This window comes from Variovorax paradoxus (assembly GCF_009498455.1).
GTDB classification, from domain to species: domain Bacteria; phylum Pseudomonadota; class Gammaproteobacteria; order Burkholderiales; family Burkholderiaceae_C; genus Variovorax; species Variovorax paradoxus_H.
Genome location: NZ_CP045644.1, coordinates 6,777,298 through 6,800,817 on the forward strand (window position 1 = coordinate 6,777,298; position 23,520 = coordinate 6,800,817).

The 23,520-nt window shown below is 68.5% G+C and carries 21 protein-coding genes and 2 tRNA genes; 10 read left to right on the forward strand and 13 right to left on the reverse strand.

Annotated features, from left to right (window positions below):
• Nucleotides 1–62 precede the first annotated feature (62 nt).
• Nucleotides 63–1,289: a D-amino acid dehydrogenase gene (locus GFK26_RS31450; RefSeq protein WP_153285417.1), complete on the forward strand. Its 1,227-nt coding sequence runs from the start codon at nt 63–65 to the stop codon at nt 1,287–1,289.
• Here the strand turns inward: GFK26_RS31450 and GFK26_RS31455 are convergent.
• The 6 genes from GFK26_RS31455 to polA form a co-directional block, all read right to left on the reverse strand.
• The gene (locus GFK26_RS31455) at nt 1,222–2,796 is read right to left on the reverse strand and encodes a PepSY domain-containing protein (RefSeq protein ID WP_153285418.1); all 1,575 of its coding nucleotides are present in this window, start codon (nt 2,794–2,796) and stop codon (nt 1,222–1,224) included. The genes GFK26_RS31450 and GFK26_RS31455 overlap by 68 nt on opposite strands.
• Nucleotide 2,797: 1 nt before the next feature.
• A complete protein-coding gene (locus tag GFK26_RS31460; RefSeq protein WP_153285419.1) occupies nt 2,798–4,963 on the reverse strand; it encodes a TonB-dependent receptor in 2,166 nt (721 codons plus the stop codon).
• 117 nt (nt 4,964–5,080) lie between these two features.
• Complete coding sequence (locus tag GFK26_RS31465) at nt 5,081–5,440, reverse strand: DUF2946 family protein (RefSeq protein WP_153285420.1); 360 nt, start codon at nt 5,438–5,440, stop codon at nt 5,081–5,083.
• 42 nt (nt 5,441–5,482) lie between these two features.
• Nucleotides 5,483–6,385 (reverse strand): LysR family transcriptional regulator, encoded by a 903-nt coding sequence (locus tag GFK26_RS31470; RefSeq protein ID WP_153285421.1) that lies wholly within the window; start codon nt 6,383–6,385, stop codon nt 5,483–5,485.
• A 22-nt stretch (nt 6,386–6,407) separates the two neighbouring features.
• Nucleotides 6,408–7,694, reverse strand: a complete 1,287-nt coding sequence (locus GFK26_RS31475) for a M20/M25/M40 family metallo-hydrolase (protein WP_153285422.1) — start codon at nt 7,692–7,694, stop codon at nt 6,408–6,410.
• A gap of 55 nt (nt 7,695–7,749) precedes the next feature.
• Nucleotides 7,750–10,572, reverse strand: a complete 2,823-nt coding sequence (gene polA, locus GFK26_RS31480; protein WP_153285423.1) for a DNA polymerase I — start codon at nt 10,570–10,572, stop codon at nt 7,750–7,752.
• Between the two features lie 97 nt (nt 10,573–10,669).
• Here polA and GFK26_RS31485 point away from each other — a divergent pair, with 97 nt between their 5' ends.
• From GFK26_RS31485 to GFK26_RS31495, 3 genes are all read left to right on the forward strand, one after another.
• Nucleotides 10,670–11,044: a hypothetical protein gene (locus GFK26_RS31485; protein WP_153285424.1), complete on the forward strand. Its 375-nt coding sequence runs from the start codon at nt 10,670–10,672 to the stop codon at nt 11,042–11,044.
• A gap of 73 nt (nt 11,045–11,117) precedes the next feature.
• Nucleotides 11,118–12,167: a homoserine kinase gene (locus tag GFK26_RS31490; protein ID WP_153285425.1), complete on the forward strand. Its 1,050-nt coding sequence runs from the start codon at nt 11,118–11,120 to the stop codon at nt 12,165–12,167.
• A gap of 9 nt (nt 12,168–12,176) precedes the next feature.
• Nucleotides 12,177–13,007, forward strand: a complete 831-nt coding sequence (locus GFK26_RS31495; RefSeq protein ID WP_101492597.1) for a BPSS1780 family membrane protein — start codon at nt 12,177–12,179, stop codon at nt 13,005–13,007.
• 37 nt (nt 13,008–13,044) lie between these two features.
• Here GFK26_RS31495 and GFK26_RS31500 read toward each other — a convergent pair whose 3' ends face one another.
• The gene (locus tag GFK26_RS31500) at nt 13,045–15,498 is read right to left on the reverse strand and encodes a UvrD-helicase domain-containing protein (RefSeq protein WP_153285426.1); all 2,454 of its coding nucleotides are present in this window, start codon (nt 15,496–15,498) and stop codon (nt 13,045–13,047) included.
• Nucleotides 15,499–15,702: 204 nt separating this feature from the next.
• On the opposite strand from GFK26_RS31500, the gene GFK26_RS31505 reads away from it, so the two are divergent.
• Nucleotides 15,703–16,356: an OmpW/AlkL family protein gene (locus GFK26_RS31505; RefSeq protein WP_153285427.1), complete on the forward strand. Its 654-nt coding sequence runs from the start codon at nt 15,703–15,705 to the stop codon at nt 16,354–16,356.
• Between the two features lie 220 nt (nt 16,357–16,576).
• Nucleotides 16,577–17,554, forward strand: a complete 978-nt coding sequence (locus tag GFK26_RS31510) for a GMP reductase (protein ID WP_153285428.1) — start codon at nt 16,577–16,579, stop codon at nt 17,552–17,554.
• Between the two features lie 45 nt (nt 17,555–17,599).
• On the opposite strand, the gene GFK26_RS31515 is transcribed toward GFK26_RS31510, so the two are convergent.
• Complete coding sequence (locus GFK26_RS31515) at nt 17,600–18,466, reverse strand: alpha/beta hydrolase (RefSeq protein WP_153285429.1); 867 nt, start codon at nt 18,464–18,466, stop codon at nt 17,600–17,602.
• 88 nt (nt 18,467–18,554) lie between these two features.
• Between GFK26_RS31515 and GFK26_RS31520 the strand changes: the two genes are divergently transcribed.
• A tRNA-Ala gene (locus GFK26_RS31520) sits at nt 18,555–18,630 on the forward strand.
• Nucleotides 18,631–18,705: 75 nt separating this feature from the next.
• Here the strand turns inward: GFK26_RS31520 and GFK26_RS31525 are convergent.
• On the reverse strand, nt 18,706–19,413 hold the full coding sequence (locus tag GFK26_RS31525) for an SDR family NAD(P)-dependent oxidoreductase (protein WP_153285430.1): 708 nt from the start codon (nt 19,411–19,413) through the stop codon (nt 18,706–18,708).
• Nucleotides 19,414–19,563: 150 nt separating this feature from the next.
• Between GFK26_RS31525 and GFK26_RS31530 the strand changes: the two genes are divergently transcribed.
• Both GFK26_RS31530 and GFK26_RS31535 read left to right on the forward strand, forming a co-directional pair.
• A tRNA-Lys gene (locus tag GFK26_RS31530) sits at nt 19,564–19,639 on the forward strand.
• Nucleotides 19,640–19,763: 124 nt separating this feature from the next.
• A complete protein-coding gene (locus GFK26_RS31535) occupies nt 19,764–20,051 on the forward strand; it encodes a hypothetical protein (RefSeq protein WP_153285431.1) in 288 nt (95 codons plus the stop codon).
• 5 nt (nt 20,052–20,056) lie between these two features.
• Here the strand turns inward: GFK26_RS31535 and GFK26_RS31540 are convergent, their stop codons facing one another.
• A complete protein-coding gene (locus tag GFK26_RS31540) occupies nt 20,057–21,058 on the reverse strand; it encodes an alpha/beta hydrolase (RefSeq protein ID WP_153285432.1) in 1,002 nt (333 codons plus the stop codon).
• Nucleotides 21,059–21,148: 90 nt separating this feature from the next.
• On the opposite strand from GFK26_RS31540, the gene GFK26_RS31545 reads away from it, so the two are divergent.
• Entirely contained in the window at nt 21,149–22,186 is a 1,038-nt protein-coding gene (locus GFK26_RS31545) for a DUF2272 domain-containing protein (protein ID WP_228121821.1), read from the forward strand.
• A 24-nt stretch (nt 22,187–22,210) separates the two neighbouring features.
• Here GFK26_RS31545 and GFK26_RS31550 read toward each other — a convergent pair whose 3' ends face one another.
• From GFK26_RS31550 to GFK26_RS31560, 3 genes are all read right to left on the reverse strand, one after another.
• Nucleotides 22,211–22,465, reverse strand: coding sequence for a DUF3297 family protein (locus GFK26_RS31550; protein WP_153285433.1), 255 nt, complete (start codon nt 22,463–22,465; stop codon nt 22,211–22,213).
• Nucleotides 22,466–22,529: 64 nt separating this feature from the next.
• Nucleotides 22,530–22,994: a ribonuclease HI family protein gene (locus tag GFK26_RS31555; protein ID WP_153285434.1), complete on the reverse strand. Its 465-nt coding sequence runs from the start codon at nt 22,992–22,994 to the stop codon at nt 22,530–22,532.
• Between the two features lie 48 nt (nt 22,995–23,042).
• On the reverse strand, nt 23,043–23,510 hold the full coding sequence (locus tag GFK26_RS31560) for a DUF4124 domain-containing protein (RefSeq protein WP_153285435.1): 468 nt from the start codon (nt 23,508–23,510) through the stop codon (nt 23,043–23,045).
• Nucleotides 23,511–23,520: the final 10 nt, after the last annotated feature.

Sequence of the window (23,520 nt, forward strand, 5' to 3'; positions counted from 1 at the left end):
CTCTACAGTCGCACGCTGTCTCTTCTGTTCCCTTTCTTCTTCACTTCCGGAAAGTTGCCCCCATGCATGTGTGCGTGCTCGGCGCCGGCATCGTGGGCCTGGCGACCGCCTGGCAACTCGAGCGCCAGGGCCACCAGGTCACGGTGATCGACCGCGCGGCGCCCGGCGCGGGCGCCAGCGGCGGCAACGGCGCGCAGCTCAGCTACTCGTACGTGCAGCCGCTGGCCGATCCGTCGATCTGGACGCAGCTGCCCAAGCTGCTGTTCTCCCCCACCTCGCCGCTGAAGCTGCGCCCGCAGCTCGACCCGCTGCAATGGCGCTGGGGCCTGGCCTTCCTGGCCGCGTGCAACGCCGCGACCTCGCGTGACACCACCGCGCAGCTGCTGGCACTGGCGGCCGCGAGCCGCACGGGCTTCGAGGCCATGCAGGCCGACATCGCGCCCGACTGCGATTTCTCCGCCACCGGCAAGCTGGTGCTCTATGCGAGCGCAGCGTCGCTCGAAGGGGCGAGCGCACAGGTCGCGCTGCAGCGCACGCTGGGCAGCGAACAACGCATCGTCACGCCCGACGAGTGCGTGGCCATCGAGCCCGCGCTCGCGGACTACCGCGGCCAGATGGCGGGCGCGGTCCACACGCCGAGCGAATGCGCGGCCGACTGCCTCAAGGTGTGCGCCGAGCTGATGCGCGCACTGAGCGCGCGCGGCGTGCGCTTCATGCTCGGCGCCGACGTGCACGGCTTCGCACGAAGCGAAGGTCGCGTGGCGGCCGTGCAGACGAGCGAAGGCGACATCCAAGCCGATGCCTTCGTGATGGCGCTCGGTTCGGCCTCGCACAAGCTCGGTCGTGCGCTCGGCGCCTACCTGCCGGTGTACCCGCTCAAGGGCTACAGCATCACGGTCGATGTCGACCCCGCGCCCGGCGCGGCGCCGCGCGTGAACGTGACCGACAGCGCGCGCAAGGTCGTCTTCGCGCGCATCGGCTCGCGCCTGCGCGTGGCCGGCATGGCCGAGCTCGTGGGGCACGACGCGAGCATTCCGGCCACGCGCATCGAGACGCTGGCCGACGCCACGCGCGCCGTGTTTCCGCGCGCGAGCCGGCTGGCCGAACTGCATCCCTGGACCGGCATGCGCCCCGCCACGCCGAAGGGCCTGCCGATCATCGGACGGCTGCCGCACGCGCCGTCGAACATGCTGTTCAATACCGGCCACGGCGCGCTGGGTTTCACGCTGGCCTTCGGTTCGGCGCAGCGGATCGCGCAGGCGCTGGACGCGGCCCCGTCGCGCGCCTGAGCTTGCGGCCCAGCCGCCGCCATCCGATCACCACGCCGGTCGCGCTCAGCAGCGCACCGCCGACGCTCAGCGCGACCAGCAGCAGGTCCCACAGCGGACGGCGTTCGAGCAGCGGCAGCCAGTCCCAGCTGTGCAGCATGGCGAACAGCCAGCGGCTCCAACGACGCGTGCTGTCGCTGCGGCCGAGCACGGCGCCGGTCTGAGGATCGACGTGAACCCAGGTGGCGTGCGCGTCGGCGAACACCACGCGCCAGATGGGCAACGGCTTCTCGCTGCCGCCAGTCATGGTGTGCGCGTCGCGCGTGTAGTAGTGGCTGTCGTAAGCGGTGAGCACGTCGATGCGCGCGACCGGGTCGGGCAGCAGTTGCGCGGCGGCGGTGCGCAGCGCCTCGGGGTCGATCTGCTGCGGCTGCGCGCTGGCCGCGTCGCGCACCAGCGGCCGGCCGCTGGCGGTGCTGGCCAGCACCAGCGTCTGCCCTGCCGCGCGGACCCAACGCAGTTCGCGGATGTCGCCACGCGTTGAAACCAGCAATGCAGCAGGCGCCGCATCGCCTGCGTCTGCAACAAGCGGCCCGCCCTGCATCGCCGCCATCCGCAACGCTGGCGCGCCGCTGTCGAACACGCGCCAGGGGTTCATCGACATCAGCCCGCTGAAGATCCACGTCAGCGTGACGAGCGCGAACAGCAGCCCGCTGATGTGATGCCAGCGCATCATTGCGCCCTGGTACGGCGAGTGCGAGCCGCTCTTGTAGGTGCGCCGGAAGCGCCAGCGCATCACGCCCACCACCGTGCCCGTGAGCGTGACGGCGATGCCGACGATCGACAGCCAGTTGACGATGTCGGCCCAGTAGCGGTCCAGGCCCGTGCCGCGCAGCGGGTACAGCCAGTGGATCCATGCGCCGGCGTAATTCCACAGCCGCTCGGCGCGCGGCGCGTCGCGCACCACCTCGCCGGTCTGGCCCGAGATGTACAGCCGCGTGGCCTGCGCATCGACCAGGTCGACCACATGCAAGGGGCGGTGCGCGTCGAGCCCGCGCGAATGGGTGAATGCGTCTTCGTCGATGGTGCCCCGGTACCTGAGCAGCACGCCCTCGCCCCCATAGGTCTGCGCGCTCACCAGCGCACGGGCACGGTCGACCTCGCGCAGCACCGCGCCGGTCTGCGCATCGACGACGACCACGCCGCGCCCCGGCGGCGACCGGCGCGCACCGGGCTCCGCAGCGCGCGCCGGCACCGCGAGGTACACAGGCTGCCCACCGCTGGCGACGGCGAGCCGCAGGTCCTGCAACGGCCCCGCAATGCCGGCCGCGTCGAGCGCCTGCCGCGGCCCCAGCAAGGGCGCCGCCGCATCCAGCGGCGGCAGGTGCTGCAAGCGCTCGGCCTCGGTGAGCTTGGGATAGCCCACGTACATCATCACCAGGCCCGAGACGAACCACATCGCGAAGAAGGCGCAGACGACCACGCCCAGCCAGCGGTGGATCAGGAACAACCAGCGTTTGGCATGCATGTCAGAAGCTCACGCGCAGCGAGACGTCGGCCGTGCGCGGCGCGCCGAGGTAGGCAAAACCGGCGCCGACGTTCGCGGCATACACGCGGTCGGTCGCGTTGCGGATACGCCCCACCACCGTGACGGTGCGGTTCACCTGCCAGCTCAACCCGAGGTCGAGCAGCGTGTAGCCGGGCCAGTGCATGGTGTTGGCCGCATCGGCGTACACCTTGCCCACGTGCCGCACGCCCGCCGTGGCCTGCAGGCGCGGCGTGAAGGCGTACGACACCCAAAGGTTCGCAACCACCGCCGGCGTGTTGGTCGGCGTGCGGCCCGCGAGCGACACGCCGCCCTGGCGGAACTGGTCGTAGCGCGCATCGACATACGTGAGGTTGCCCTGCAGCGACCACTGCGGCGTGGGCTGCAGCCCGAGCGCCAGCTCCACGCCCTTCGACGACTGCTCGCCGACGAGCACCGTGAGCGTGCTGTTGGCCGGGTCCTGTGTCGCGATGTTGGTGCGGCGGATGCTGTAGGCCGCGAGCGTGGCCGTGCCCTTGCCCTGCCAGAAGTCGAGCTTGGTGCCGACCTCGACCTGCCGGCCGGTGGTGAGCTCGCTGTTGTTGCGCACGTCGGCGAACGAGGCGGTCGAGAGCACGCCCGAGGGCGGATCGGCCGCCGTCGCGTACTGCGCGTACAGATTGGCGCCGGGCGCGAAGTCCCACACCAGGCCGATGCGGCCGGTGGTCGGCTGGTAGCCACGATGGAAGGTGGCGGGGTTCGCCGCGTCCACGGTGCGGCGGTTGGTCAGGTCGAGGTCGATGCGCTCATGGCGCAGCGCCGTCACGAGGTGCAGCGATGGGTGCAGCGCGGTGCGGTTCTCCAGGTACAGCGCGGTGGTCCGCACCTTGTTGTCGCGATCGGGGCGGAAGCCCGGCATCATGCCCGGCACGTCGAAGAAGCGCTCGGTGGCAAAGACGTACGGGTTCACCGTGCTCACGGTGCCGGGCAGGCTGTTGGGAAAGCGCGTCTGGCGGTTCACGCTGAAATCCAGCCCGAAAGACCAGTCGCTCTTCAACCCGCCGAGCTGCCCCTTGTAGATGCCCTCGATGCGGTTGCCCCACACGTCCTGGTCGTGCCGCTGCAGCAAGGCACCCGAGCGAATGACCGCCGTGTTGCGCGCGTTGTAGCGGTAGTTCTCGACGTTGCGGTAGTCGCGCAGCGCGTCGTAGGCATAGAAGGTGTTCCTGAACTGCAGCGCGTCGCTGGCCTGCCACTCGGTGACCGAGCGCAGCCACTGCACGCGCTGCGCGTAGAGGCCATCGGCGCTGTTGTAGTTCTTGAAGCGCGTGCCGCGGTCGATGCGCATCTCGCCGCCCGCCGGGTTCAGCACCGGCGTGCCCCAGTAGGGCCGCCTGACCTCTTCGTCCTGGTATTCATAGGCCAGCGTGTGCTTCAGGCCGCCGCCGAAGTCCGACAGCAGCGAGGCCGCGAGCTGCGTCGACTGGTTCTTCGTGCCGTCGGTCCAGCCGTTGGCGTCGCGGTGGTTCACGTCGATGCGCGCGTAGTGGCTGCCCGCGCCGCCGTCACCGGCGATGCGGCGGTTCAGGCCGAAGGAGGCCTCTTTCAGGTGCTGCGTGCCCAGGCGCAGCTGCGCTTCGGCGAAGTCGCTGCGCTCGGGCGCCTTGGTGATGTAGTTGATCGAGCCGCCCAGCGCGCCCGAACCGAACAGGAAGCTCGACGGGCCGCCGATGGCTTCGACGCGGTCGTAGATCCAGCTGTCGACCGGCCGGGCCGCAATCGAATACTGCAGGTTGATGCCGTTGAACAGCTGCGCGATCGACCCGCTGCCGAAGCCCCGGTAGCTCACGCCGACGTTGCCGGGCGCGTCGTGCGCGGTCACGCCAGGCACCGCACGCAGCGCCTCCTGCGTGTTCTGCGCACCGCGCGCGTCGAGCACTGCGCGGTTCACCACCGTGATGGAGGCCGGCGTCTCGCGCGGCGTGAGGCCCAGGCGGCTCGCGGTGTCGGCGGGCGTGTCGAGGTCGAGCCGGCCGTTGGGGCGCGGGGCGTCGTCGGCCACCTCGATCAGGGGCAGCAAGGACACGGGGGTCTGTGCGTGAACAGGCGCGCTGACGGCGCCGAACAAGGCAAGCAGCCCCAAGGAGGGGGCACGGGACAGGATAGGCATGGCATCTCTCTTGCGGCGGCGCTGGCGAAAACGAAGGCGCACAGCGCCGGCCGCACAACGACCGGGAACGCACCGCGCGGCCGATTCAGGCGGCGTCAGGTGCAGGAACGACGAAGCTCAGGAGAGATGCGGGGGCGGCGCTCGCGCCGGCGGCGGCGAGGCCGTGGCTGCCGCGAGGCGGGCAGCGGGAATCGATTGCAGCGCGCGGCCCAGCGGCAGCGGCGTGGGCAGCGTCACCTGCACGGTGGCCGGCGGCGGTCCGGAGACCATGCACAGCGGACAGTCCATGGCCGCCATGCCGACTTCGGTCGCGCCGTCGTCGCCCTGCACGATGAGCTTGACGGTGCCCGCAGCGGAACACACCAGCTCCATCGCCTGCGGATTCACGAGCGGCGACGCGCCCGCAATCAGCAGCGACGCCATGAACCACGCCAGCACCAGGCGGTGCATTGCGAAGAAGGTTCGAAGGGCGTGCATGGGCGCGAATTATGGCGCGAGGCGAATGCCCCGCATCTTTTCTCAGGCGGTCTGCTCGATCGCTTCGCGCATGCAGCGCGTGATGCCGCGCACCGCGACCGAATCGGGCCGGCCCGCGAAACGCAGCGCGCGCACCGGCACCGGAATGTGCGGCTCCAGCGTCAGCACATCGACCTTGGCATGGTCGGCCGAGCGCGCCGTGCAGCCGTCGACCAGCGCCACGCCCAGCCCGTGGTGCGCCATGGCCAGCGCCGCGTGGTAGGTCTGCACCGTGACCACGGCCTGCTGGAAACCCACGCCCGCCTGCCGGCAGGCCTGGCTCAGGCTGGTGCCGACCGGGTCGCGGCCGTCGAGGCCGATCACCGGGCGGTCGATGAGGTCGTGCAGCGCCACCGAGCCGTTGCGCACCAGCGCGCGCGGCAGCATGCCCTTGGGCGCGACGCACACCATGCGGCTGTCGGCCAGCGTCTCCTGCGTGAGCGAGGGATGCACCGCGGGACTGAAGGCAAAGCCCACGTCGGCCTCTTGCAAGAGCAGCGCCGACATGATCTGCGGCGAGTGCAGCGACTCGACCGTGATCGCATAGCCCGGGTGCATTTCGCGGAAGGCCTTGAGTGCGCGCGGCAGGATTTCGTAGCTCAGCGCGAGCACGCTGAGGATGCGCAGCTCGCCGGTGTCGTTGCCTGCGCGCAGGTTGGCCGCCAGCCGCTGCACCTCGTCGAGCTGCGCAAACAGCCGCTCGATGTGCGGGTACAGCGTGAGCGCCTCGGTGGTCGGCGTGAGCCGCCCCTTGGTGCGCTGGAACAGCGGAAAGCCCAGCTGCAGCTCGGCATGCTGCAGCGTGCGGCTCACGGCCGGCTGCGTGATGTTGATGAGCCGCGCGGCCGCGCTCACGCTGCCCGCGAGCATGATCGCGTTGAAGACCTCGATGTGGCGCAGCCGCATGGCCGACAGTCGTCGGGGGCGGTCAGCGAACGGTGGTCTTGCCGGTGGCGATGTCCATCACCATGCGCACGCCGAGGTACAGGCGCGGCTCGATCGAATCGATCAGCACGTACTCCGCGTCGGCCGAGTGCGCGCCGAAGCCCTGCAGGCCGAAGCGCTCGATGACCGGCGCCTTGGTCTTGAGCGAGGCAAACGCCGCGTCGGTGCCGCCGCCGGCCGCCTTGTCGTCGGCGCCCAGCGGGCGGCCCAGCTCGTCCTTGTAGATGGCCTGTGCATGCTTGGCGAGCGCGCGCGACGCGTCGGTGGCCTCGAGCGGCGGACGGCGGCGTTCGAACTTGAGCTCGACCTTGGCCTCGGGCACGAGCTGCTTCTTCACGCGCTCATTCACCTGCTGCTCGATGCGGTCGTAGTCGGACACCTTGAGCACGCGCACGTCGGCGCCCGCGGTGGCGCTGGCCGGAATCACGTTGCGGTTGGAGCCCGACTTCGAGATGGTCCAGTTCATCTTCAGGCCCGTGGCCGGGTCGGACAGGTCGCGCATCTGCAAAATTTGATGCGACAGCTCGTACAGCGCGTTCACGCCCAGCTCGGGCGCCGAGCCCGCGTGCGAGGCCTTGCCCGAGACGTTCAGCGTGACCGAGGCGATGCCCGCGGTGGCCAGCGAGAGCTTGTCGTCCTTGATGGATGCGCCTTCGAACGACAGCACGGCGTCGTGCTCGCCGCCCAGCTTGGTCAGCAGCGCGCGCGAACCCGGCGAGCTGATTTCCTCGTCGCCGTTGATCAGCACGGTGAGCGTGCCGTAGTCCTTGAACTTCAGCGTCTGCAGCATCGACACCAGGTGCGTGATGACGGCCACGCCCTGCTTGTCGTCCGAAATGCCCAGGCCGTAGGCCTTGTCGCCGTCGATGCGGAACGGCTGCTTGTTGAGCATGCCCACGGTGTAGACCGTGTCCATGTGCGCGATGAGCATGATCTTCTTGGTGCCCGTGCCCTTGAAGGTGGCGCGCACCACGCGGCCTATTTTCTCGGGCGTGTCTTCCATGCGGTAGGCGTCGGCGCTCGGGTCGATGAGCTCGACCTCGCCGCCCAGCGCCTTGAGCTTGCCGGCGATGAGGTCGGAGATTTTCTCGAGGCCTTCGAGGTCGCGGCTGCCCGACTCGATGGAGACCAGCTCCTTCAGTGTCTCGAGCAGCGCGGGCTTTTCCTTGGCGGCGAGCGCGGCGATGCGGGCATCGGGCGCGGCAAAGGCGGTGCCGAGGAAGGCCGCGCAGACGGCGGCGAGCAGGAAGGTGCGGGGCTGGAGTGTCATGGACTTGCTTCTTGTTTCTGTCGTTTGTCTCGTACGTGAGCGAATGGATCGTCGATCAGTGGGCCTTGTCCCAGTTGGGGCCGATGCCGATCTCGGCGAGCAGCGGCACCTTGAGCGCCGCCACGCCGGCCATCAGGCGCGGGATTTCGGTGCGCACCCATTCGACCTCGGCCTCGGGCACTTCGAACACCAGTTCGTCGTGCACCTGCATGATCATCTTGGTGGCGCGCTTCTCTTCGTCAAGCACGTTCTGCACCTTCACCATGCTGAGCTTGATGAGGTCGGCCGCCGTGCCCTGCATCGGCGCGTTGATGGCCTGCCGTTCCGCAGCCTTTTTGCGAGGGCCGTTGCCGCCGTTGATCTCGCTCAGGTAAAGGCGTCGGCCGAATGCGGTCTCAACGTAGCCGTGCTCCCGCGCAAACTCCACGGTCTCATCCATGTACACCTTCACGCCCGGGTAGCGTGCAAAGTAACGTTCGATGTACGAGGCCGCGGCCTTGGTCTCGATGCCCAGGTTCTTCGCCAGCCCGAAGCTGCTCATGCCGTAGATGAGCCCGAAGTTGATGACCTTGGCGTAGCGGCGCTGCTCGCTCGACACCTGATCGGGCGTGGTGCCGAACACCTCGGCCGCCGTGGCGCGGTGCACGTCGACGCCGTCGGTGAAGGCACGCAGCAGCGACTCGTCGCCGCTGATGTGGGCCATGATGCGCAGCTCGATCTGCGAGTAGTCGGCACTGGCGATCACGCGGCCCGCCGGCGCCACGAAGGCTTCGCGCACGCGGCGGCCTTCGGGCGTGCGGATCGGGATGTTCTGCAGGTTGGGGTCGTTGCTGCTCAGGCGGCCCGTGACGGCCACGGCCTGCGCGTAGTGCGTGTGCACGCGGCCGGTGCGCGGGTTGGCCAGCTGGCCGAGCTTGTCGGTGTAGGTGCCCTTGAGCTTGGACAGGCCGCGGTGCTCGAGGATCTTGGCGGGCAGCGGGTAGTCTTCGGCCAACTTCTCGAGCACTTCTTCGTCGGTGCTGGGCGCGCCGCTCGGCGTCTTCTTGACCACGGGCAGGCCCAGCTTGGTGAAGAAGATTTCGCCGATCTGCTTGGGCGAACCGAGGTTGAAGGGCTGGCCCGCGATCTCGTAGGCCTCCGACTCCAGCGCCATGATGCGCGTGCCCAGGTCGTGGCTCTGCGCGGCCAGCGTGGGGGCGTCGATCAGCACGCCGTTGCGTTCGATGCGGTACAGCGCCTCGCTCGAGTCCATTTCGAGCTGGTAGATGAAGCCCAGTTTTTCTTCCTTCTGCAGCTGGGGCCACAGGGTGCGGTGCACGTCGAGCGTCTGGTCGCTGTCCTCGCACGAGTATTCGGCGGCCTTGGCGATGTCGACCTGGCTGAACGAGATCTGGTGCGCGCCCTTGCCGCACAGGTCTTCGTACGAAATGCCGCTGCGCCCCAGATGGCGCTCGGCCAGCGACGACAGGCCGTGCGGCCGGTGCACCTCGAGCACGTAGCTCTGCAGCATGGTGTCGTGCGCGTAGCCCTGCACCTCGATGCCGTGGTTGGCGAACACGTGGCGGTCGTACTTGATGTGCTGGCCGAGCTTCTTCTTGTCGGCGTTCTCGAGCCAGGGCTTGAGCCTGGCGAGCACCTCGTCGATCGGCAGCTGCGCGGGCGCGTCGGGGTAGTTGTGCGTGAGCGGAATGTAGGCGGCCTCGCCCGGTGTGACGCTGAAGCTGATGCCCACGATCTGCGCGACCATTTCGTCGAGCGAGGTGGTCTCGGTGTCGATGGCCGTGAGTTCGGCGGCCTCGAGCCGGGCGAGCCAGGCGTCGAACTGTGTCCACTCCAGGATGGTGTCGTACTTCAGGTTGCTCGCGGGCGCGGCGGCCTCGAGCGCGCCCAGTTCGGTGCTCTCGTCGAACAGCCCGCCCTGGTCGGCGCTCGCGGCGCCGCCGCGGGCCTTCTGCTTCTTGAGGTTTTCCTCGATCAGCTCGGGCGGCACTTCCTGCGCTTCGAGCGACTTGACCAGGCTCTTGAAACCGAACTTCTCGTAGAAGGGCTTGAGCGCGTCCGTCTGCGGCGCGCCGACGGGCAGGCCCTCGAGCGAGGGCAGGCCTTCGACATGGCCGTTCAGGTCGCAGTCGGTGCGGATCGTGACGAGGCGCTTGCTCAGCGGCAGCTTGTCGAGCGCCTGGCGCAGGTTTTCGCCGGCGGCGCCCTTCACTTCGGCGGCGCGTTCGATCAGCGCGTCGAGCGAGCCGTATTCGAGCAGCCATTTGGCGGCGGTCTTGGGGCCGACCTTCGGCACGCCGGGCACGTTGTCGACCGTGTCGCCGATGAGCGTCTGGTAGTCGACCATGAGGCTGGGCGGCACGCCGAACTCGGCCGTCACGCCGGCGATGTCGCGCTTCTTGCCGTTCATCGTGTCGATGATGGTGATGTGCTCGTCGACCAGCTGGCTCAGGTCCTTGTCGCCGCTGGACACGATCACCTCGACGCCCTGCGCGGCCGCCACCTTGGCGAGCGTGCCGATCACGTCGTCGGCCTCGACGTCGGGCACCGTGAGCACGGGCCAGCCCATCAACTTCACCACTTCGTGGATGGGGTCGATCTGGCTGCGCAGGTCGTCGGGCATCGGCGAGCGGTTGGCCTTGTACTCGGGGTACCAGTCGTCGCGGAAGGTCTTGCCGGGGGCGTCGAAGATGCAGGCCGCGTAGTCGGCGCGCACCTCGCGGCGCAACGCGGTCATCATGTTGATCATTCCGCGAATGGCGCCGGTGGCGGGGCTCTTCGGGTCGCCGGGCACGGCGCGCAGATCGGGCATTGCGTGGAAGGCCCGGTACAGGTAGCTCGAGCCATCGACGAGCAGCAGCGTTTTCTTGTCGGTCATCGGGGCATTTTGCCGTGCCCGGACCGGCGTCCGGAACGACACCAGGGTCGGCCGGCGGCCGACACGCCGCCAGCGGGTGCACGCCTACAATCTGCGCATGCCTAGCTCCCCACTCCTGGTCGCCCGCCGCATCCTGCTGGCGCTGGCTTTCGCCACCCCCGTTGCCGCGCTTGCGCAGGCGCCGGCCGCGCCCGCTGCCAAGCCGGCACCGGCGGAACCGCTACAAAATCAGGAGCAGGCCGACGGCCGACGCAACCAGAAGGTCGAGCACCTCCACACGGAAGACAGCGGTGCCTCGGTCGACGAGGTGCGCTATGGCGGCCGCACGCAGAGCATCAACGTCAAGCCCAAGTCGAACATGCCCGGTTACGAAGTGCTGCCCAACGACGGCGGCAGCGCCCGCCCCGGCACGACGGGCGACGCGAACAGCGGCGGCAACGGCCCGCGTGTCTGGAACGTGCTGAAGTTCTGACCGTGACGTCGTCGTTCTCCTTCCCGCCCTCCCTCTTTTCTCCCGCAGCCGCCGTCCGGCGCTGAGCATCGCCATGGCAGTTTTTACCGAAGTCCAGTTCGGCGAGGCACACGCGCTCGTCCAGCGTCTTGGCATGGGCGCCCTGCGCGAACTGCGCGGCATCGAGGGCGGCATCGAGAACACCAACTACTTCGCCACCACCGAATCGGGCGAGTTCGTGCTGACGCTGTTCGAGCGCCTGAGCGCCGAGCAGCTGCCGTACTACCTTTGCCTGATGAAGCACCTGGCCGGTGCCGGCCTGCCGGTGCCCGCGCCCGTGGCCGACCCCGCCGTGGCGCAGCCGACCGGCCATGCGCTGTCGATTCCCGCGCAGGCGCCCTGCGAGCTGCTGCACCGCGTGGCCGGCAAGCCCGCGGCGCTGGTGCAGAAGTTGTCGGGCCGCAGCGAGCTGGCCCCCACGGCCGCCCATTGCGCCGAACTGGGCGCCATGCTGGCCCGTATGCACCTGGCCGGGCGCGACTACCCGCGCATCCAGCCGAACCTGCGCGGCCTGCCCTGGTGGAACGAAACCGCCCCGGTGGTGCTGCCCCACATGGACGAGGCGCAGTCGGCGCTGCTGCGCGCCGAGCTGGCCTACCAGAACCATGTCGCAGAATCGTCGGCCTACGCGGCGCTGCCGCGCGGCCCGGTGCATGCCGACATGTTCCGCGACAACGTGATGTTCGCGACCGACGGCGCGCCCGATGCGCCGCCGCGCCTCACGGGCGTGTTCGACTTCTACTTCGCCGGCACCGACACCTGGCTGTTCGACCTGGCCGTGTGCCTGAACGACTGGGCCATCGACCTGGCCAGCGGCCGGCATGACGCCGCCCGCGCCGACGCCCTGCTCGCCGCCTACGAAAGCGTGCGTGCGCTGAACGCCTCCGAGCGCGCCCTGCTGCCCGCCATGCTGCGCGCCGCCGCGCTGCGCTTCTGGATCTCGCGCCTGTGGGACTTCCACCTGCCGCGCGAGGCCAGCATGCTCAAGCCCCACGACCCGACGCACTTCGAGCGCGTGCTGCGCGAGCGCGCCACCCACCCGCACGCCATCGCCCACGTCCTCGAGCCGTTGATGGCCGCCTGACCCTACCCAATGAAACTCAACCTCGTGCCGGCGCGCACCGGCTTCGTCTGGGTCCGCCTCGGACTCAAGACCTTCTGGCGCCAGCCGCTGGCCTTCATCTCGCTGTTCTTCCTGCTGATGGCGATGATCTCGACGGCGTCGATGCTGCCGGTGCTCGGCAGCGTGCTCGCGCCGATCCTGCTGCCCTTCCTGACGCTCGGCCTCATGGTCGCGTCCTCGGTGGCCGCGAACGACAACGCCGACGGCCTGGGCAACGCGGGCGACCTGCAGCGTCCCACGGGCTCGGCGATGTTCATCGCCGTGTTCGACGCCATGCGCACCGAATGGCGCTCGCTGGTGGTGCTGGGCGTGATCTCGGCCGTGTACTTCGTGCTGGCCGTCACGCTGACGGCGCTCATCGACGGCGGGCAGCTCATGCGCGCCTACCTGTTCGACGAAACGGTGACGCCCGAGGTGATGAAGAGCAGCGAGTTCCTCACGGCGCGCACGCTGCTGATGTGCCTGAACCTGCCGCTGTCGCTGGCCATGTGGCATGCGCCCGCGCTGGTGCACTGGCACCGCGTGGAGCCGGTGAAGAGCATCTTCTTCAGCATCGTCGCGCTGTTCCGCAACTTCGGCGCCTACGCGCTGTTCGGCCTGGCGTGGTTCGGCGTGTTCATGCTCGCTGGCATCGCCATCGGCCTGCTCGCCACCGTGCTGATCGGCGTCGGCGCCATGGGCTCCGACGGCGCAGCCCTGGCGATCGGCAACATCCTGATGATCGGCACGGCGCTGGTGCTCGCGGCGATGTCGCTGGCTTCGACCTGGTTCACCTTCCGCGACAGCTTCGACGCGAACTGAGCCGCGAATTGCCCGCCCTCGCGGGCGGGCGTCGGCTTCAGACCGGCGTGAGCTTCGCCACCGACAACGCCAGCCACTTCACGCCGTGGCGCGCGAACTTCACCTGCGCCCGCGCGTCGTCGCCGGTGCCTTCCAGCGCGGTCACCGTGCCCTCGCCGAACTTGTTGTGGAACACCTGCATGCCCGAGCGCAAACCGTGCGAGGGCGCGGTCTTCTGCGGCGGCACGGGCGGGCTGGCGAAGGTGTCCTTGCCGGCGCTGCTGCCGCCTCCGCTGTAGCGGTTGCCGCCGCCCCCACCACCACCGTAGCCACCGGCACCGCCGCGCGTGCTGCCGTAGCCGCCGCCATAGCCGAAGGCCGAGGGCGCAAAGCCCTGGTTCTTCGGCGTGAGCCACTTGAGCGCGCTTTCGGGCAGCTCGTCGAAGAAGCGGCTCTTGACGTTGTAGCGCGTCTGGCCGTGCAGCATGCGCGTCTGCGAATGGCTCAGGTACAGGCGCTTGCGCGCCCGCGTGATCGCCACGTACATCAGGCGGCGCTCTTCCTCGAGGCTCTCGAAATCGCTCATCGAGTTCTCGTGCGGGAACAGGCCCTCTTCCATGCCGGTGATGAACACGCAGTCGAACTCCAGGCCCTTGGCGGCGTGCACGGTCATGAGCTGCACCGCGTCCTGCCCGGCCTGCGCCTGGTTGTCGCCCGACTCGAGCGCCGCGTGCGTCAGGAAGGCCGCGAGCGGACTCAGCGTTTCGCCTGTTTCGGCATCGGGCGCCAGCGGCTCGTCGAGCACGGGGCGGGTCAGGTCGATGCCCTGGCTGGCGAGCGACTGGCGCAGCTCGTCGACTGGCAACGCCACGGCGTCGCGGCCGAAGCCTTCCTGCGTGACGAAGCTTTCGGCCGCGTTCACGAGTTCGTCCAAGTTCTCGAGGCGGTCGGCGCCTTCGCGGTCGGCCTTGTAGTGTTCGACAAGGCCGCTGTGGTCGAGCACCAGCTCGATGATCTCGCGCAGGCTCACACCTTGCGTCTGCTCGCGCAGCACGTCGATCTTGGCGACGAAGGCCGTGAGGTTCGAACCGGCCTTGCCGCCGACCGCGCTCACCGCGTCGTGCAGCGAGCGCCCCGCGGCGCGCGCCGCGTCCTGCAGGCTTTCGAGCGTGCGCGCGCCGATGCCGCGCGGCGGGAAGTTGACAACGCGCAGGAAGCTGGTGTCGTCGTCCTTGTTCTCGAGCAGGCGCAGGTAGGCCAGCGCGTGCTTGATTTCGGCGCGCTCGAAGAAGCGCAGGCCGCCGTACACGCGGTACGGCACCGAGGCGTTGAACAGCGCCGTTTCAATCACCCGGCTCTGCGCATTGCTGCGGTAGAGCACGGCCATTTCCTTGCGGTCGAAGCCGTCGCGCACCAGCTGGCGCATCTCTTCGACCATCCACTGCGCCTCGGCGAGGTCGGTGGGCGATTCGTACACGCGCACCGGTTCGCCCGGACCCTGCTCGGTGCGCAGGTTCTTGCCCAGGCGCTTCTTGTTGTGGCTGATGAGCTCGTTGGCCGAGTCGAGAATGTTGCTGTAGCTGCGGTAGTTCTGCTCCAGGATGATCTGGTGGCGCACGTTGAACTCGCGCACGAAGTCGGTCATGTTGCCCACGCGCGCACCGCGGAAGGCATAGATGCTCTGGTCGTCGTCGCCCACGGCGATCACGCTGTTGTGCTCGCCCGGCGTGAAGTGGCCGCCGGGAGCGGTGTGGCCCGAAAGCATCTTCAGCCACGCGTACTGCAGGCGGTTGGTGTCCTGGAACTCGTCGACCATGATGTGGCGAAAGCGCCGCTGGTAGTGCTCGCGCACCGGATCGTTGTCGCGCAGCAGTTCGTAGCTGCGCAGCATCAACTCGCCGAAGTCGACCACGCCTTCGCGCTGGCACTGTTCTTCATACAGCTGGTACAGCTCGACCTTCTTGCGGTCGTCGTCGCTGCGCGCTTGCATGTCGCCGGGGCGCAGGCCGTCTTCCTTGGCACCGGCGATGAACCACTGCGTCTGCTTGGCCGGAAAGCGCTCGTCGTCGACGTTGAACTGCTTCATGAGGCGCTTGATGGCCGAGAGCTGGTCTTGCGTGTCGAGGATCTGGAAGGTCGAGGGCAGGTTGGCCAGCTTCCAGTGCGCGCGCAGCAGGCGGTTGCACAAGCCGTGGAAGGTGCCGATCCACATGCCGCGCACGTTGACGGGCAGCATCGAGGTCAGCCGCGTCATCATTTCCTTGGCGGCCTTGTTGGTGAAGGTGACGGCCAGGATGCCGCCGGCGGACACCTGCCCCGTCTGCAACAGCCACGCGATGCGGGTGGTGAGCACCCGCGTCTTGCCGGAGCCGGCACCGGCGAGGATGAGCGCGTTGCCCGCGGGCAGCGTGACGGCAGCAAGCTGCTCGGCGTTGAGGTTGTTCAGCAACGGCGAGGCAGGGCCGCCCGCATCGGCTGCGGACGCGCCGGAAAACAGGTCGTGAGGGAGCATGGGGCCCATTGTAGAAAGCTGCCCCGTGGCGGGCGCCGCCGGGCCCGGGTGACCTTGCGGGCATGACATGGATCAAGGCAGGACGCGCTTGCCTGCGCGGGCCTGCCGCGCTTGCGGCAGATCAAGCGGCACGCCCCGGCCCGGCGGGAGACTGCCTTCCAGTTGCCGGCCCTGCGCGCCGGCCGTCACTGGAAAACAGAACACATGCAAAAGAAACTCGCCCCCGTCTGCATCGCCGCCCTGCTCGCCGCCACGACGGCCCTGCCGGCCACGGCACAGGAAACGCAAGGCAACTGGCTGGTGCGCGCCCGCGCCGTGTACCTGAAGCCGGCGAACCACTCGGCCCCGGTGGCCGACCTGTCGATTCCGGCCGACGCCATCACCATCAACAGCAAGACCATTCCCGAGCTGGACATCACCTACTTCTTCACGCCGAACATCGCGGCCGAACTGGTGCTGACGGTGCCGCAGAAACAGACGGTCACCGTGCAACAGAGCGCGCTGGGCGGGCCCGTGGACATCGGCACCTTCAAGCACCTGCCGCCCTCGCTGATGCTGCAGTACCACTTCATGCCCACCGCGAAGATCCGCCCTTACGTGGGCGCGGGCCTGAACTACACGCGCCTGAGCAGCGTCAACCTGCAGGTGCCGACGGTCGGCCGGCTTCAGCTGCAGAACGAAAGCTTCGGCTTTGCGATGGGCGCCGGCGTCGACATCGAGGTGGCGAAGAACACCTACCTCAACCTCGACGTGAAGAAGTTGCGCATCCGCAGCGCCGTGAACATGAACGGCGTGCAGTTGTCGACCGTGAAGGTCGACCCGTGGCTGTTCGGCGTGGGCATCGGCTACCGGTTCTGACGAAGAACCGCACTGCGGTCGTCGGGTATACGAAGCAACCCATAGGGTCAATACGACCCGGCAACTTGCGCATCACCGCCATGGCCGTAAAATCAATCACCGGGCCCAAGTTTCTTGCGTCCGGTTTTTTTTGGCCGTCATTTTCATGACGCGACCGCGAGAACCGGCCGGACCAAGCGCTCATTCGTTCCACTCAACGATTCCTTTCAGGAGCCTGGTCATGCAAATCTTCGATTACGACAACATCCTTCTGCTGCCGCGCAAATGCCGCGTGGAAAGCCGCTCGGAATGCGACGCCAGCGTCACGCTGGGCGAGCGCACCTTCCGCCTGCCGGTGGTGCCTGCCAACATGAAAACGGTGGTCGACGAGTCGATCTGCCTGTGGCTCGCACAGAACGGCTATTTCTACGTGATGCACCGCTTCGACCTGGACAACATCCAGTTCGTGAAAGACATGCAGGGCAAGGGCGTGTTCGCCTCGATCTCGCTGGGCGTGAAGAAGCCCGACTACGACACGGTCGACCAGATGGTCGCCCAAGGCCTCGTGCCCGAATACATCACGATCGACATTGCGCACGGCCATGCCGACAGCGTGAAGAACATGATCGGCTACCTCAAGGCCAAGCTGCCGAAGTCGTTCGTGATCGCCGGCAACGTCGGCACGCCCGAAGCCGTGATCGATCTGGAGAACTGGGGCGCCGACGCGACCAAGGTCGGCATCGGCCCGGGCAAGGTCTGCATCACCAAGCTCAAGACCGGCTTCGGCACGGGCGGCTGGCAGCTGTCGGCGCTCAAGTGGTGCGCGCGCGTGGCGACCAAGCCGATCATTGCCGACGGCGGCATCCGCGACCACGGCGACATCGCCAAGAGCATCCGCTTCGGCGCATCGATGGTCATGATCGGCTCGCTGTTCGCGGGCCACGAAGAGTCGCCGGGCAAGACGGTCGACGTCGACGGCGCGCTCTTCAAGGAGTACTACGGCTCGGCCAGCGACTTCAACAAGGGCGAGTACAAGCACGTCGAAGGCAAGCGCATCCTCGAGCCCATCAAGGGCAAGCTGGCCGACACGCTGGTCGAAATGGAGCAGGACGTGCAGAGCTCGATCAGCTACGCGGGCGGCCGCACGCTGATGGACATCCGCAAGGTCAACTACGTCACGCTGGGCGGCGCCAACGAGGGCGAACACCTGCTGATGTGAGCGCGACGGGCGGCCTGTCCGCCCGTCTTTGCCCCGTCTTTTCTTTCAGGCCTCGAGCAACTGCACTGCGTAGCGGTGCAGCGCGTGCGCCGGATGGGCCAGCGCATCGACCACGCCGAAGTGATCGAGCCCCGGCAACACCTCGCACACCGGCACGGTGTGGCGGCCCCAGGCCTCTCGGATCATCGCGTTGTGGCGCAGGAACTCGGCGCTCTCGTTGCCCCCCACTGCCGCATAGAGCTGGCCGCGCGCCGGCGCAGGCCACAGTGCCGGGCTTGCGCGCCGCGCGTCGGCATCGGTGAGCTTCAGCGTGTGCTCGAGGAATGGCGTGCGCTGCAGCGGCCGCAGGTCGAACAACCCCGACACCGACAACGCATTGCGCACGAGCTGCGCGGGCAGATCGGGTGCCACCGCCTTCCAGTCGCAGGCCAGCAACGCAGCCGCCATGTGGCCGCCCGCGGAATGCCCAGCGACGGTGATGCGCGACGGGTCGCCGCCATACGCCGCCACATGGCGCCACGTCCATTCGAGCGCTCGCACCATCTGCAGCAGGATGCCCGGCACGGTCACCGGCTGGTCGACCGGGCCCGGGCACAGCGCGTAGTTGGGCTGCACCACGCAGATGCCGCGGTCATGGAACGCGGGGCTGATGAACGAATGGTCTTTCTTGTCCATGGCGCGCCAGTAGCCGCCGTGGATGAAGACCAGCACCGGCGCATCGGGCACGGGCGCCGGGAAGACATCGAGCGTTTCGTTCGGACCGGTGCCGTAGGGCACATCGATGCGGCACGGCAGCGTGTCGCGCGCCGCGGCGGAATCGCGGGCCCAGCGCGCGAAGTACGCGGGGTGGTCCTTCACCCGCGCCAGGTTGTTGTACATGCCTTCCAGCCAGGCGGGATCGTGCGCTTCCATGCGGTGCTTGCTCCTTGTTTTTCCAGCCGGCATCTTGGCACGACAGCGTGCATGGAAAGGCGCAGCTCGATAAAATGCGAGCTGTGTTGGGGGGGTAGCTCAGCTGGGAGAGCGCCGCGTTCGCAATGCGGAGGTCGTGAGTTCGATCCTCATCCTCTCCACCAACCGACCCAGCAAAAAGGCCTTGGCAATCGCCAAGGCCTTTTTCGTTTGCAGCTGTGCGTTGTCGACGGGGAATATCAGGCGTCGAGCGTCAGGTGCTGGCCGTGCAGCGCCGCGGCGCCCGGCGACGCCAGGAAGCCGATGGTCTGCGCCGCGACCGTCGTGGAAACCCACTCCGCCGGATTCGCGTCGGGCATCGCCTGGCGGTTGGCCGGCGTATCGAGCACGCTGGGCGCGACGCTGTTGATGTTCACGCCGTGCGGCGCGGCCTCGGCCGCCATCGATTCCACGAGCCGCTGCAGCGCGCTCTTCGATGCGATGTAGGCCGCCATCGCCGGCAGGCCGCGCGCCGCCACCTTCGCCGTCACCGCGATGATGCGGCCCGCGCGGCGCTCGATCATCGAAGGCAGCACGGCCTGCGTCACGGCGACGAACGACCAGGCGTTGAGGTTCATCATCCGGTCCCAGCTCTCGCGCGTGAGCGCATGCGTCGCCTCGCCCATCTCGAAGCCGCCGGCGATGTGCACCAGCGCATCGACGCGGCCGAAAGCCTGCAGCACCTGGCCGGTGAGCGCGGCCATGTCGGGCGCCGAGGTCACGTCGCCGGCGAGCAGCAGGTGCTGCGAGTTGTCCAGGCCCGGAAAGACTTCAGCCAGGCGGCCGGCGTGGTGGTCGACCAGCGCAAGGCGTGCGCCCTGCTCAAGAAAGTGCTGGGCCACGGCCCGGCCCAGTGCGCCCGCAGCGCCGGTGATCACGACATGGGGGGTGTTGCTTGCATCGCTCATTGAAAACTCCTCGGATAGGGGGTGGGGCCAGGCCCCGACGGTCGCGCATCCTAGCGCTCTCGTACAAATGTGCAGAAAGTTTTTGAAGTGCCAAAAAGATTGGTATATACTCGTGGTCTTGCCAGAAAACACTAACGGTTTTCAAAGCAAGGGCTCTTAGCTCAGTTGGTAGAGCAGCGGACTCTTAATCCGTAGGTCGAGTGTTCGAGTCACTCAGGGCCCACCAACCAACATCGCGGAAACGCTGAAAAGCCTGCTACCCACAAAGTAGCAGGCTTTTTTCATGGTGCGTTCGCTTGTACGTTTGCTTGCGTCAACGCTACCCTTCGCAAGCCCTTGCCCGACATCCCGTGAAGAAATCCAAACCCGCGTCATCGCCGACCTCCTTCGACCTCAAGCAGCACTGGCATTGGGGCCGCGGCATGCGCCAATTGCGCATTGCCGACTTCCTCAAAGACGGTCGCCTGCTCGTTCCCGGCGACCTCACGGGCGAAGGCCCGGCCACCGATGACGGCACCGGCGCGCTGCGCACCGTGGGCGGCGTCCAGGTCGGCAGCGCCGACTACGCCACCGGCCTGATGTGGGTCGGCCGCAAGCTGCGCGAAGGCGATCTGCCAACCAAGAAGCCCCAGGACTGACTGGGTTACGGCGCGGTGACGCGCCGAAGAAACTGCAGCGAGCGCTCCAGTGCAAGCCGCCCCGGTGCATCGTCGAGGTTGAACTGGTACTCGTGCGGCAACGCCGGCGTCTGGTCGGCGGGGAAGAACAGGCTGTCGACCTGCACGCCCTTTGCCACCAACGTCTCGGCCATCGACCGAGACTGCCCTTCGAGCGGATCGCCGTTGCCCGCGGTGATGAACGACGGCGGAAAAGCCCCGGTCACATAGCGGCGCACCGACGCGGTCTCGAAGGCCGGCGCCTGCTGGAAATCCTTGCTGCCGCTGTACGACCAGAACACGGTCCGCAGGAAGCCGCCGAACGCACCGTCGAGCCTGGCCTGCGACGCGTCGTAAGCGCCGCAGTGCAGCAGCATGCCGCGCAGCTGCTCGCGCGCGATGGTGAGCGTGACGCCGACCGCTTTCGCGTACCCGGGCACGGCCACGGCATTCGCGACCTGCGCGACGATGTGGGCGCCCGCCGAGTCGCCGGCCAGCACGAGCCGCGTCGGGTCCACGCCGAGCCTTGCCGATTCCCGCACGAGATAGCCCAGCGCCGTGTTCACCTGCCGCACCGGCACCGGGTAGCCCTGCCCAGGCGCGATCGAATAACCGACAGCCACCACGGTGTAGCCCTGCCCCGCCAGCACGCGCGCGTAGTTGGCCACGTCGCGCCGATGGCCCGAGACCCAGGCGCCGCCGTGCACCCACACCACGGTGGGCAAGGGCCGGTCGTCCGCGGAGGTTGGGCGGAAAACGTCGAGGTAGGCATCTGCGTCGCCCTCGTCGTAGTGCTGGTCGAACACCGCCGCGATGCCGGGCGGCACGTGCTTTTGCAGCGACTGCGATGCGGCGTCCGATCCCTTGCCGAAGGCGTAGCGAATCATCAGCGCCGACGGCCACGGGCTCCACTGGAACGCGGCATAGCCCGCGATCACGAGGCCGATGACAACGCCGAGAACGGACAGCAGGATGTTCTTGAGCTTCACGGTGCAGCGCCTGCGCCGGAGAGCCCGGCGCTTCAGGGAGCGCCCCGCATTCTGCTTGCCAGCAGCAGGGGCCCGCTATGCTCGCGCCACATGTCGCCACGGCCCACCGCTCACAGACCCACGCTGCGTCGCGCCACGCACACGCTGTGCGCGGCCCTGGCGCTGATTGCAGCACCCACCTTCGCATCGGCCGCCGTCGGCTGCCTTGCCACGGCCTCGCACATTCCGCCACCGCCTCGCGCCCTCGCGATGGCGGCGCTGGCCCGGCACGAGCACACCGCCTTCGGCAGCCAGACCATGGACGCCGAAGGCCGGCTCACCGAGTCCGGCTATTCGGAAGCGGAAGACACGCGCTATCCCGCCGGCGCGCTGCCCGCATGGCAACGCGTGCTGCGCTACTGGCGCGCGGTCGATCCGTCGAACGAGCGGCTGCCGTCTCTCGTGCGCTTCGGCGCCGTGCGCGCAGCCGACCGCGCGCTGCTGACCGAGGCGTTGAACCAGGCGAGCACGGCGCGCCTGCAAGGCCTGGGCGTCGGCCCCGACCAGGGGCTGGATTCGTCGGACCAGCGCGCCATCGAAACAGCCCTGCAACGCGTCGCGGTGATCGACACACCCTGGTCCGCCGCGTTCATCAGCTGGGTCGCGCGCGAGGCCGGGCTCGGCGCGGACGAGTTCGTCTTTTCCGAGGCCCACGTCGACTACGCGGGCGCCGCATGGCAGGCCGGCATCGACGAGGCCGCGGGCCGCGCGACACCGCAGGCCCTGCGCGCCTGCGACCTGATGCGCACGTCGCCGCGTCCGGGCGACCTGGTCTGCCACGCACGTGGCGCGCGCGGTGCGTCGCTCGACCGTTTCGCAAAGATCGGCGAGCTGCTCGCCGGTCGCCCCACGGGCGGCGCCGCATTGCCGATGCACTGCGATGTGGTGGTGAACGTGGACGATGCGGGCTTCGACGCCGTCGGCGGCAACGTGCTGCAGTCGGTCACGCTGCGGCGCCTGGCCTTCGCACCCGGCACGCGACTGCTGGACCCGAGCTACCTGCCCGAAGGCTGCACGACGGGCAGCGCGGCGTGCGTCGATCGCCACATGAGCCGGCAGCCGTGGTCGCTGCTGCTGCAGTGGCGTTGAGAGAGCGCAACGCGCCCCAACGGGTCAGTCGCGGTAGTACACCTCGACAGCGCCCTTGAGCTTGATCAGCAGCGGATAGCCCTTGCGGTCCAGGGTGCGGCCGGCGGGCACCTTGATCCAGCCTTCGCTGATGCAGTATTCCTCGACGTCCAGGCGGTCCTTGCCGTTGAAGCGGATGCCGATGGGGTGCTCGAAAATGGCGGGAATGTGGTGCGGACTGCGCGGATCGGTCGACAGGTGATCGGGCAATGCGGGCTTGGAGGTGGCTTCGTCGGTCATGGCAAACGGGTTTCTGAATCGACCCGAATGATAGAACCTGCCGCCCTGCCCGCCCCGAGTGCTTCTAGCGGCGCTTCTTCCACGCCTTGGGCGGTGGCTTCGGCCCGAAGCCCAGCGCGGCCCGTGCGAGCGCGTCGGCCTCGGCATTGCGGTGGCGCGGAATCCATTGCACGTGCGCCTCGTCGAAGCCCTGCAGCAGTGCGCGCGCCTCGTCGAACAGCGGCGCCATGCGCACGATGGGCCGCACATCGGCACCGCCACTCAACTGCTCGACCAGCGTGCTGTTGTCGCTGTAGGCCTGCACGGCCGTGGCGCCGCGTGCCTGCAACTCGCGCAGCGCAAGCGTGAGCGCCCGCAGTTCGGCCTCGTTGTTGCAGCCCGTGGTGTGCGTGGCCTGCGAGAAGGTGTGGCGCGTGCCGTCGGGCTGCGTGATGACGACGCCAATGCCCATGCGACCGGGGTTCGGCATGGCGCTGCCGTCGCAGTGGACGACCCACGGAAGAAGGCGCTCCGGCGCGGCAACAGTCATGAAGAAAAAGAAGGAAGCGAAGGAAGCGAAGGAAAGCGGCGAACGCGCTCAGCAGTTGTTGCGCTTGATGCCCGCGAGATTGCACGGCCGCTGGCCGGGCGGTGGACCGGGGTCGCGCGAAGGACGCGGTGGCCGGTGATAGCCGGGGCGCGGTGCGCCGTAGTACGGATCGCCGCCCCAGATGTAGGTCGGCCCCGGATCGACCGCAGGCGCCTCGCCCACCGGGTAGCGCGGAATGATCGCCGGGCCCGAAGGCGCGGGCGGCGGCGGCGATGCGGACGGCGCCGCGTAGGCGGGTCGGCGAGGCTCGGCCTCTTCGCCGGGCGCGCGCGCCGGTGCCGGCGGCGGCTCGTCGATCCGCAACTGCCGCGACTGCCGGGTGCCCGACGGGCAGGCGCCGTCGGTGTAGACGATGCGGCCGTCGGCATCGGTGCAGCGCACCACCTCCGCCTGCACGGCCGGTGCGGCCGCGACGAGCCAGAGCAGAGAAACGAAAAGGAAAGGGGGCGAGCGCATGGAGACGCTG

Coding starts and splice junctions, on each gene's coding strand:
- GFK26_RS31505 (WP_153285427.1), top strand. CDS start 15,703: ATGCAAAAGAAACTCGCCCCCGTCTGCATCGCCGCCCTGCTCGCCGCC.
- GFK26_RS31545 (WP_228121821.1), top strand. CDS start 21,149: ATGTCGCCACGGCCCACCGCTCACAGACCCACGCTGCGTCGCGCCACG.
- GFK26_RS31510 (WP_153285428.1), top strand. CDS start 16,577: ATGCAAATCTTCGATTACGACAACATCCTTCTGCTGCCGCGCAAATGC.
- GFK26_RS31500 (WP_153285426.1), bottom strand. CDS start 15,498: ATGCTCCCTCACGACCTGTTTTCCGGCGCGTCCGCAGCCGATGCGGGC.
- GFK26_RS31550 (WP_153285433.1), bottom strand. CDS start 22,465: ATGACCGACGAAGCCACCTCCAAGCCCGCATTGCCCGATCACCTGTCG.
- GFK26_RS31465 (WP_153285420.1), bottom strand. CDS start 5,440: ATGCACGCCCTTCGAACCTTCTTCGCAATGCACCGCCTGGTGCTGGCG.
- GFK26_RS31525 (WP_153285430.1), bottom strand. CDS start 19,413: ATGAGCGATGCAAGCAACACCCCCCATGTCGTGATCACCGGCGCTGCG.
- GFK26_RS31555 (WP_153285434.1), bottom strand. CDS start 22,994: ATGACTGTTGCCGCGCCGGAGCGCCTTCTTCCGTGGGTCGTCCACTGC.
- GFK26_RS31460 (WP_153285419.1), bottom strand. CDS start 4,963: ATGCCTATCCTGTCCCGTGCCCCCTCCTTGGGGCTGCTTGCCTTGTTC.
- polA (WP_153285423.1), bottom strand. CDS start 10,572: ATGACCGACAAGAAAACGCTGCTGCTCGTCGATGGCTCGAGCTACCTG.
- GFK26_RS31455 (WP_153285418.1), bottom strand. CDS start 2,796: ATGCATGCCAAACGCTGGTTGTTCCTGATCCACCGCTGGCTGGGCGTG.
- GFK26_RS31485 (WP_153285424.1), top strand. CDS start 10,670: ATGCCTAGCTCCCCACTCCTGGTCGCCCGCCGCATCCTGCTGGCGCTG.
- GFK26_RS31470 (WP_153285421.1), bottom strand. CDS start 6,385: ATGCGGCTGCGCCACATCGAGGTCTTCAACGCGATCATGCTCGCGGGC.
- GFK26_RS31450 (WP_153285417.1), top strand. CDS start 63: ATGCATGTGTGCGTGCTCGGCGCCGGCATCGTGGGCCTGGCGACCGCC.
- GFK26_RS31490 (WP_153285425.1), top strand. CDS start 11,118: ATGGCAGTTTTTACCGAAGTCCAGTTCGGCGAGGCACACGCGCTCGTC.
- GFK26_RS31475 (WP_153285422.1), bottom strand. CDS start 7,694: ATGACACTCCAGCCCCGCACCTTCCTGCTCGCCGCCGTCTGCGCGGCC.
- GFK26_RS31560 (WP_153285435.1), bottom strand. CDS start 23,510: ATGCGCTCGCCCCCTTTCCTTTTCGTTTCTCTGCTCTGGCTCGTCGCG.
- GFK26_RS31495 (WP_101492597.1), top strand. CDS start 12,177: ATGAAACTCAACCTCGTGCCGGCGCGCACCGGCTTCGTCTGGGTCCGC.
- GFK26_RS31515 (WP_153285429.1), bottom strand. CDS start 18,466: ATGGAAGCGCACGATCCCGCCTGGCTGGAAGGCATGTACAACAACCTG.